The following is an 8,608-nucleotide window of genomic DNA, read 5'->3' on the forward strand; positions in this document are numbered from 1 at the left end:
GCCGGGGAGCCGCGGCGTCGGCACGCCCGCGACGACGACCGCGGTCGCGACGCCGACGACCGCCACGGCCAGCGCGCTCGCCTTCCCTCGCCCCGCGAGCGCGAACGCGCCGGCGATGGCGACCCCGACGAGCGCGAGCGCCGGGTCGTCGACCGCGAGGCCGACGGCCGTCTCCAGGAGCACGAGCCCCACCGCGAACTGGACGCCGCGGATGACGGGCTCGCCGATCCACCGCTCGACGGACGCGAGCGCCCCGGAGAGCCCGATCGCGAGGAGGAGGCCGCCGAGAACCACCCCGGCGAGCGCGAGCTCGGCGTACGTGAGCGCGCCCGCGATGGCGAGCGCGGCCAGCGCCTTCATCGGCTCGACGGACACCGGGAGCCCGTACCTGACCCCCCAGACGATCTGGAACGCGCCGAAGGCGACGAGCGCGTGCGGCAGCGACACCTCCGTCAGCAGCGCCAGCGCGACGACGAGCGGGACGACCGTAATCGAATCCCCTATCGCGCCGGTGAGCGCACCCGCTCGGAAGTCGACCGACCGACGCTCGCCTGAGAGGCGTCCCATCGCGTGACGTGCGTCGTACCGGTCGCTCGCACTTGAACGCGTTCAGAAACGACGGAGGGGCACACGGGCGGGGTCGCGAGGTCGATTTCGGTTACTCCCGGTCGAACGCGGGCCCCTCCGCGTCGACCATCGGGCAGTTGCGGACCCGGAACCGCGAGAAGTCGACCGACTCGACGATAGAGGTCCCCTCGTGGGAACACGCCGTCTCCGGGGGCGACGAGAAGTGCGGGCACTGCTGGCAGTAGCTCCGCTTGTCGACGACCTGCTCGTCGTCGGTCGACTGACCGATCGACCGCCCCGCCGCGTCGCCGAGCCCGCCGCCGGCCTCGGGGTCGAACGCCGACACCGACGAGTCGGGACCGACCGCCGTCCCCTCGTCGAGCGCCTCCCAGACGTCCTCGTCGCCGACCTCGCCGGTCCCCATCGACTCGAAGGGGTCCCCCTCGGTCGCCGCGCCGGTCGCGTCGGCGTCCAGCTCGGCGAACGGGTCGTCGGCCGGCGCGGCCGGCTCCGGGTCCGCGGGCGACGCCTCGGTGTCCCCGACGGAACCGTCCGTCTCCGTCGCTCCCGGGCCCTCGTCGACGCCCTCGCCCAGCGCCGCGAAGGGGTCTTCGACGGCGTCGCTCGGGCCGGCGTCGAAGGGGTCGCTTTCGGTGGGTTCGTCGTCGGAGGACCCGTCGTCGAAGGGGTCGTCCCCGTCGCCGTCCCGGTCGTCGCCGCTCATCGCTCTTCCCCGCTGGCCCCGCCGTCGCTCGCGGTCCGGTCCGGCGATCGAGTCCCTTCCGTGCGGTCGCCGTCCGCGACGTCACCGTCGATGGCCGGGCGGTCACCGACGAGGAGCCTGGACGTGCCGAGGAAGCCCGCGTTGGGCTCGATGTCCTGGAACCGCCGCCCGCAGTGGGGGCACTCCGGGGCCGACAGCAATCCGAGTTCGACGCCGCCGCCGCAGTGGTCGCAGTCGGCGGTCCGCACGCCGTGTCGGTTGGCCGTCCGCGTCAGCGCGTCCAAGCGCTCGCGGTCGGCGCGGTCGCGCTCGGCCGCGTCGAGCCGCCGCCTGACCCTGACGACCGCGTTCGCGACCCGCGAGAGCTTGTCGTCGATCTCGGTCAGCTCGTCCGGCGAGATATCGTCGAGGTCGGACTCGACGGCCGCGAGCCGGTCGTCGACGCCCTCGACTCGTTCGTCGACGTCGTCGAAGCGGCCGTCGAAATCGTCGATCCGCTCGTCGAAGGCGGCCAGCCGGTCGCGGACGGCGTCCAACTCGTCGAGGCGGTCGTCGAGGGCGGTCACCCGCTCGTCGAGGTCGGCGACCCGGTCCGACGAGGGCGCGTCGGCGACGGCCGCGTCGAGGCGGTCGAGCCGCGACGCGGTCTGCTCCAGTTCGGCGGCGAGGTCGTCGAGGCGCTCGGCGGACGCGTGTTCCGCGTCGTCGGCGTCACCGTCCGCGGCGTCGAGCGACTCCACCTCCCGGTAGAGGTCGATGAACCGCTCGCGGAGGTCGGCGACTTTCTCGTCCAGCTCCGCGTCGAGGTCGTCGAGGCGCGCCTCGACCGCCGCCAGCTCCTCGGCGTCGGGGACGTCGATCTCCTCGGACTCCGCGAGCGCGACGAGCGCGCGCTTGAGGAACACCTCGCGGCTCACGTCGGCCTCCGCGGCGGCGTCGTCGAGGGCGGCCGCCGGGTCGAGGTCGCTCATCGCGGGTCCTCCGTCATCTACGTGACATTGAGCGGCGAGGCTTAAGTAACCTGCCGCGGCGTTCTCCGTATCGATACTCGGCGCGCGCTACCGGATCTTGCGCACGTCGCTGATGTCGAACCCGCCCTCGTGGATCTCGGTCTCGAAGCGGACGATGTTCTCCGCCTCCAGTCGCGAGAGCACGCCGCGGAACTCGCGGACGAACATCGTCCGGGCGCGCTGCGAACCGCCGCTCTCCCAGGAGAACTGGAGGGTTCCGCCGGCGGCGTCCATCAGCGTGCCGAACTCGCGGTCGCTGATCGAGTCCGTGTTCACCAGCACGAGGACGAGGGCGCCCCACTCGTAGGCGGCCTTCTTCAGCCCCTTCATCACCATGGCGACGTCGCTCCAGTCGGTGTCGTCGGAGACCATGGAGACGAGGTCGGTGACGGAGTCGATACAGACGAGGCTCCCCTGTCCGTGCTCGGAGAGGTAGTCGCCGAACGCGGTGAGGACGTCCTCGTACTCGCCGCGGTCGCCGAGCTCGGTGATCGAGGCCGTCTCCGTCTCGTACCAGTCGCGCGGGACCGGCGACAGCTGGAAGTACTCCGGCGAGAGGTCGCGGAACGATATTTCCTCAACCGCCGCGTCGACGATCTCGTCGGCCATCGTGAACCCCATCTCTCGGGTGATCGCCTCGGTGTCGGCGGTGAAGGAGATGTAGTGAACCGAGTCGGGCAGCGCGGCGTCGGCGTCGACGTCGCCGTAGTACAGGTCGAACAGCTCCTCGTCGGCCCGCGCGAGCGCGTTCATCGCCGCGCTGGTGTAGCCGAACTCCCGAGCGCCCGCGCCCGCCTCGCCCGCGAGCAACACGACGCTGCCGGGCGGCGCGCCGCCGCCGAGGATCGAGTCGAGGCGCGCGACCCCGAACGGAAGACTGGACATGGCTTACGCCCCGTCGCCCCGGGGCTTAGTGTTACCTCTCCCGGCCCGTGCCGCCCTCACTCGTCCGCGCCCGCGTCGACTCGCGCGCCCCCGTCGGCCGCCCGGACGACGGTCACCCCGCCGCCGACGCCGGCGGCGTCGAGCGCGCGTCGCCCGGCGTCGCGGGCCGCGTCCGCGTGCGCCGCGTCGGTGACGCCGTAGACGGTCGGCCCCCACGAGGACTGCCCGGCCCCGAACACCGGCGCGGCCCCCGACAGGGAGTCGACGATCTCCCCCACCGGCGGTCGGTACACCCCGCCCTGCTCGTCGGTGTACCACGCGCCGTTGAGTCGGCCGATCTCCGCGACCGCGGCGCCGAACGCCTCCGCGTCCCCCGTCGCGGCCGCGGGGAGGACGCGCCGGGTGACGATGCCCCCGATGCGGTCGGCGAGCCCCGGCTCCGCTCGCTCGACCGCGGTCCGCATGGCGTCGTCCTCGGCGTCACCGTTCCGGCCGGCGGCCGCGTCGGGGGCGACGAGCAGGAAGCGCCAGTCGTCCGGGACGGCGTGGCGCGCGGCCACCGGCGGGACGGTCCACTCGCCGTCCGCGGGGCGGTCGGTGGTGAATCGCGCGGTCGGGTGGCCGGCGTCGAGGACGAAGCCGCCCGCCTCGAACGTCGCGACGCCGACGCCGGAACGCCCGCCGCGGCCGAGGGCAGGTGCGCGCTCGCGCACCCTGGCGGGCAGGTCGTGGGCGGCCGCGACCGCCGCGAGCGTCGCCGCCGCCAACTGCGTCCCGCTGCCGAGCCCGGCGTGGCGCGGGAGCGACTCGCGGACCGCGACCCGGGCGCCGTCGACCCCGAGGAGGTCGACCGCCGCCGTCGCGTACTCGCGGACGTCGTCGCGCACGCTCGGGGGCGGATCTGCCGACTCCGACGGCGCCTCCGCCGCCTCTTCGACCGTCACGCGCACCTCGGCGGCGCGCTCGGCGTCGACGACGACGCGGGGGTTGGCGAGCCCGACGCCGAGCGCGCCGTACAGGCGCTCGTGCGAGAGGCTGAGGTTACAGAAACCGAAGTGGAGCCGCGCCCCGGTGCTCGCGCGTGCCATCTCGCCTCCGGCTTGGGGGGCGACCGATAAAGGGCCCGTGACGGTGGCGGGAGTTGCCTCGGACGGGGCCTCGTCCCGCCGGCGCGGCGCGAGCCGCCGCGGTCGCCCGCGGTCGCCGAGGGAGCCGAACTGGTGCGCTTTTGAACGCGGGGGACCTCGGTCCGGGTATGACCGAAACGCTCAGGCTCGCGACCCGCGGGTCGGACCTGGCCCTCCGGCAGGCCGAGACCGTCCGCGAGGCGCTGTCGAGCCGACGCCGCGACGTCGAACTCCGGCAGGTGGAGACGCGCGGCGACCAGATCCCCGACGAACTGATCCACCGCCTCGGGAAGACGGGGGCGTTCGTGCGCGCCTTGGACGAGGAGGTGCTCGCCGGGGACGCCGACCTCGCCGTCCACTCGCTGAAGGACCTCCCCACCGAGGACATGGCGGACCTCGTCGTCGCCGGCGTCCCCGAGCGCGCGCCCTCCGGCGACGTGGTCGTCCAGCCGGACGGCCTCGGCATCGAGGAGCTCCCGGCCGGTGCCGTCGTCGGAACCGGGTCGCTCCGCCGCGGCGCGCAGATCCGGGCGACCCGACCGGACCTCACCGTCGAGCCGATCCGCGGCAACGTCGACACGCGGCTGGAGAAGCTGCTCGCGCCCGGCCTCCAGGCCGAACACGAGCGCCGCCTGATCGCCTCGGGCGAGGACAGCGCCCTGACCGCGGAGGCCGACGAGGACGGCGACGAGAACGCTGACGACACGGACGACGAGGGTACCGACGGCGACGAGGTCGACGAGGAGTTCGACGAGACCGTCGAAGAGTGGTTCGACTCGCTGTCCGACCTCGAACGCGACGCGATGGAGCGGAGAGTCGAGACGGAGTACGACGCGATCGTGCTCGCGGAGGCGGGGCTCCGCCGCTCGAACCTCTTCTACGAGGTGGAGACGACGCGGCTCCCGCGCGAGGAGTTCGTCCCCGCGGCGGGGCAGGGTGCCATCGCGGTCACGGCGAGCGACCCCGACGTGGTCGAAGCGGTCCGCGACGCGGTCGACCACCCGCGGACCCGCGTCGCGGTCACCGTCGAGCGAACGGTCCTCGGCGAGCTCAACGGGGGCTGCGTCGCGCCGATCGGCGTCTCCGCGATGGTTCAGGGGGAGCACGTCCACGTCCGGGCGCGGGTGCTCTCGACCGACGGCACCGAGGAAGTGGCCGACACCCGCGACCTCCCGATCCGGTCGCACGCGACGGCCGCCGCCGAGTTCGCCGCGGACCTCGCCGACCGCGGCGCGGACGACCTGATCGCAGTGGCCCGCGAGGAGGCCGATGAGTGACGACGGCGTCGGGACGGGCCCGGAGACGGGCGGGGACGAGCCGCCGACCCGCCGGCGTGGCGACAGCACCGGGACCGTCTTCCTCGTCGGCTCGGGCCCGGGCGACCCGGATCTCCTCACGGTGAAGGCGAAGCGCCTGATCGAGTCGGCCGACGTGGTGCTCCACGACAAGCTCCCGGGCCCGGAGATCCTCGGCGAGATCCCGCCCGAGAAGCGCGAGGACGTCGGCAAGCGCGCCGGCGGCGAGTGGACGCCGCAGGAGTACACCAACCGACGCATGGTCGAGCTGGCCCGCGGGGGGAACCGCGTCGTCCGGCTGAAGGGCGGCGACCCGTTCGTCTTCGGCCGCGGCGGCGAGGAGGCCGAGCACCTCGCCGAGGCGGGGGTCCCCTTCGAGGTCGTGCCGGGCGTCACCTCGGCCATCGCCGGTCCCGCGGTCGCCGGGATCCCGGTCACTCACCGCGACCACACCTCCTCGGTCTCGTTCGTCACGGGCCACGAGGACCCGACGAAAGACGAGTCCGCGGTCGACTGGGGGGCGCTCGCCGACACCGGCGGCACCATCGTCGTGCTGATGGGAGTCGGGAAGCTGCCGGCGTACACCGCCGAGCTCCGCGACGCGGGCCTCGACGGCGACACGCCGGTCGCGCTCGTCGAGCGCGCCACCTGGCCCGACATGCGCGTCGCGACCGGCACGCTCGACACCATCGTCGACGTCCGCGACGAGGCGGGGATCGAACCGCCCGCGATCACCGTGATCGGCGACGTCGCCGCGACCCGCGACCGCGTCGTGACCCTCCTCGAGAACGCCGGCTCCGCCCCGGTCCGGTCGGCGAGCGAGAGCGACGGGTCCGGGGCGGACGACGACGCCACCGACGGAGGTGACGGGGCGTGAGCGGCGAGGCGGGCGGGCCGCGCGTGGCCGTCTTCCGCCCGGCCGACGAGCGGATCGAGACGGCCGGCGAGGTGCTCCGGTCGCTCGGCGCGGAACCGGTCGCCGACCCGATGCTCGAGGTCGACCCGACGGGGGCCGTCCCGGCCGCCGCGCCGCTCGTCGTGTTCACGAGCAAGACCGGCGTAGAGCTGGCGGCCGAGGCGGGCTGGGAACCCGGTGACGCCGACGTGGCGGCCATCGGCCCGGCGACCGCGGCGGCCGCCCGCGAGGCGGGATGGGCGGTCGACCTCGTCCCGGAGGAGTACACCTCCGCGGGCCTCGTCGCGGCGCTCCGGTCCCGGGTGGCTGGCGAGCGCGTGACGGTCGCCCGCTCCGACCACGGCAGCGACGTGCTGCTCGACGGACTCTGCGACGCGGGCGCCGAGGTGACAGAGACCGTGCTGTACCGGCTCACGCGGCCGGTCGGCGCGGGCGACTCGGCGGATCTGGCCGCCGCGGGCGACCTCGACGCGGCCGCGTTCACCTCCTCGCTGACAGTCGACAACTTCCTCGCGGCGGCCGCCGACCGCGGCGTCGAGGAGGCGGCGCGAACCGGGCTCGCGGACGCGGTCGTCGGCGTCATCGGCCCGCCGACCGCGGAGACGGCCGCGGACCGCGGCGTCGACGTCGACGTCGTCCCCGACGAGGCGTCGTTCGAGGCGCTCGCGACCGCCGTCGTCGATGCGCTCGACGCGGACGGCGACCGGAAGCACTGAGCGAGCCGGCCCGTCGGCGCACATCGAAGTGAGCCGCCGCGTCCGATTCGAATCTATTTCCTGATAACGGACTCCGGCGGGGCCGGCGTCGTTGTTCCGGACCCACCGGTACGGACGCGACGGCTCCGAACGTCGCCACCCGACCGCGACCGCAAAATATCAGACCGGATATTCGGGTGGTGTGATTTATCACTCGGGACGAGAGAGAACGTGTCATGGAACCGAGCGAGCGTTGGCTGCTGCGGGTCGAGGACGACGTCCTCGTCGTCGAGTTCCCACACGGGACTGGACTGAGCCCCGCAGACGGCGAGGCGCTCCTCGATCGCTGGCGGAACGCGACCGACCCCGACGTGGTCGACGCAGTCGTGATCGTCGTGCGGACGAGCCGACCGTGCTCCGACGCCGGGCGGCGGGCGCTCCGCGAGTCCGCGCAGATCGCGGTCGCCCGCGGCGTGGACCGCTTCGCCGTCGTCGGGCAGCGGTCGAAGCGCCGGTACCTCCGGCGGACCATCGACGTCGAGGGGGTCGACACCGAGGCGTTCAACGACGACGACGCCGCGATGCAGTGGGCGAGGAGCCCGTCCGCGACCGCGTCGTCGCTCGGAACCTCCTCGTAGTTAGCTTCCGGCCTCGGTCCCGTTCTCCGCGTCGTCCGTCTCGTTCCCACCGGTGGTGCCGTCACCGTCGTCGGAGTCGTCTGTCTCCTCGTCGTCGGTCTCCTCGCTGTCGTCGCCCTCCTCACCCTCTTCGTCCGCCTCCGACTCCTCGTCGTCATCGTCGCCGTCCTCGTCTTCGTCGATCTCGTTGACCTCGACGTCGCGGCCCGCGACCCCGCTGCCCGAGATCACGGGTTTGAGGATGTAGCCGTTGTTCTTGCCGCGCTTGACGACGTTGATGTCGAAGACGAAGCTGACCGGCTCGTCCGCGGTGACCTCGAACCCGTTCGTGATCTGGAGCTTCTCGCTCGGGAGCTTCACCTCGACCTCGGCGCCGTCGACGACTCCCTCGACGGCGGAGACCTCCAGTTCGATCTTCTCGTAGCTCCCGGCCGGGAGCTCGCCGTCGAAGACGGCGATCGCGTCCTCGTCGATCACCTGGGTGAGGTCGACCGTCGCGCCGTCGAGGTCGACGACCCGGAAGCCGCGGTCCTCCCCGCCGTCCGCGTCGTCTTCCCCTTCGGCGTCTTCTTCCTCGTCTTCCCCTTCGGCGTCTTCTTCCTCGTCGTCCGCTTCGGCGTCTTCCTCGTTGTCTTCGCTTTCGTCGCCTTCGACGTCGTCCTCTCCGTCCTCGTCGTCCGCCGTGCCGTTGGGAGACCCGTCGTCGTCGGTCTCGGTGACGTTTTCACCGGTGTCGTCGTCAGTCTCGGTG

The 8,608-nt window shown here is 73.3% G+C and carries 10 protein-coding genes; 4 read left to right on the top strand and 6 right to left on the bottom strand.

The annotated features are described in order from the left end of the window. The 5 genes from Q0116_RS08235 to Q0116_RS08255 all read right to left on the bottom strand — a co-directional run. On the bottom strand, positions 1-567 hold a 567-nt coding region (locus Q0116_RS08235; protein WP_297886845.1), incomplete at its 3' end, for a putative sulfate/molybdate transporter. 91 nt (positions 568-658) lie between these two features. Continuing rightward, the gene (locus Q0116_RS08240; protein ID WP_297886846.1) at positions 659-1,291 is read right to left on the bottom strand and encodes a hypothetical protein; all 633 of its coding nucleotides are present in this window, start codon (positions 1,289-1,291) and stop codon (positions 659-661) included. Continuing rightward, positions 1,288-2,262: a hypothetical protein gene (locus Q0116_RS08245; protein ID WP_297886847.1), complete on the bottom strand. Its 975-nt coding sequence runs from the start codon at positions 2,260-2,262 to the stop codon at positions 1,288-1,290. The genes Q0116_RS08240 and Q0116_RS08245 overlap by 4 nt, the downstream gene beginning before the upstream one ends. Before the next feature lie 87 nt (positions 2,263-2,349). After that, entirely contained in the window at positions 2,350-3,186 is an 837-nt protein-coding gene (locus Q0116_RS08250; RefSeq protein WP_297886848.1) for an HTR-like protein, read from the bottom strand. 56 nt (positions 3,187-3,242) lie between these two features. Beyond that, complete coding sequence (locus tag Q0116_RS08255; protein ID WP_297886849.1) at positions 3,243-4,274, bottom strand: beta-ribofuranosylaminobenzene 5'-phosphate synthase family protein; 1,032 nt, start codon at positions 4,272-4,274, stop codon at positions 3,243-3,245. Between the two features lie 167 nt (positions 4,275-4,441). Between Q0116_RS08255 and hemC the strand changes: the two genes are divergently transcribed. From hemC to Q0116_RS08275, 4 genes are all read left to right on the top strand, one after another. Further along, positions 4,442-5,590: a hydroxymethylbilane synthase gene (hemC, locus tag Q0116_RS08260; RefSeq protein ID WP_297886850.1), complete on the top strand. Its 1,149-nt coding sequence runs from the start codon at positions 4,442-4,444 to the stop codon at positions 5,588-5,590. After that, a complete protein-coding gene (gene cobA, locus Q0116_RS08265) occupies positions 5,583-6,485 on the top strand; it encodes a uroporphyrinogen-III C-methyltransferase (RefSeq protein WP_297886851.1) in 903 nt (300 codons plus the stop codon). Before hemC ends, cobA begins: the two co-directional genes overlap by 8 nt. After that, positions 6,482-7,240, top strand: a complete 759-nt coding sequence (locus tag Q0116_RS08270; protein WP_297886852.1) for a uroporphyrinogen-III synthase — start codon at positions 6,482-6,484, stop codon at positions 7,238-7,240. The genes cobA and Q0116_RS08270 overlap by 4 nt, the downstream gene beginning before the upstream one ends. A gap of 215 nt (positions 7,241-7,455) precedes the next feature. Then, positions 7,456-7,857, top strand: coding sequence for a hypothetical protein (locus tag Q0116_RS08275; RefSeq protein ID WP_297886853.1), 402 nt, complete (start codon positions 7,456-7,458; stop codon positions 7,855-7,857). On the opposite strand, the gene Q0116_RS08280 is transcribed toward Q0116_RS08275, so the two are convergent. After that, positions 7,858-8,608: DUF4382 domain-containing protein (locus Q0116_RS08280; protein WP_297886854.1), on the bottom strand; the 751-nt coding region annotated here is incomplete at its 5' end.

This window comes from uncultured Halorubrum sp. (assembly GCF_937146585.1).
In the GTDB taxonomy this organism is placed as follows: domain Archaea; phylum Halobacteriota; class Halobacteria; order Halobacteriales; family Haloferacaceae; genus Halorubrum; species Halorubrum miltondacostae.

Excerpts from the sequence above, each read along its gene's own strand:
- Q0116_RS08240 (WP_297886846.1), bottom strand. The coding sequence starts at position 1,291 with ATGAGCGGCGACGACCGGGACGGCGACGGGGACGACCCCTTCGACGAC.
- Q0116_RS08255 (WP_297886849.1), bottom strand. The coding sequence starts at position 4,274 with ATGGCACGCGCGAGCACCGGGGCGCGGCTCCACTTCGGTTTCTGTAAC.
- cobA (WP_297886851.1), top strand. The coding sequence starts at position 5,583 with ATGAGTGACGACGGCGTCGGGACGGGCCCGGAGACGGGCGGGGACGAG.
- Q0116_RS08275 (WP_297886853.1), top strand. The coding sequence starts at position 7,456 with ATGGAACCGAGCGAGCGTTGGCTGCTGCGGGTCGAGGACGACGTCCTC.
- Q0116_RS08250 (WP_297886848.1), bottom strand. The coding sequence starts at position 3,186 with ATGTCCAGTCTTCCGTTCGGGGTCGCGCGCCTCGACTCGATCCTCGGC.
- hemC (WP_297886850.1), top strand. The coding sequence starts at position 4,442 with ATGACCGAAACGCTCAGGCTCGCGACCCGCGGGTCGGACCTGGCCCTC.
- Q0116_RS08245 (WP_297886847.1), bottom strand. The coding sequence starts at position 2,262 with ATGAGCGACCTCGACCCGGCGGCCGCCCTCGACGACGCCGCCGCGGAG.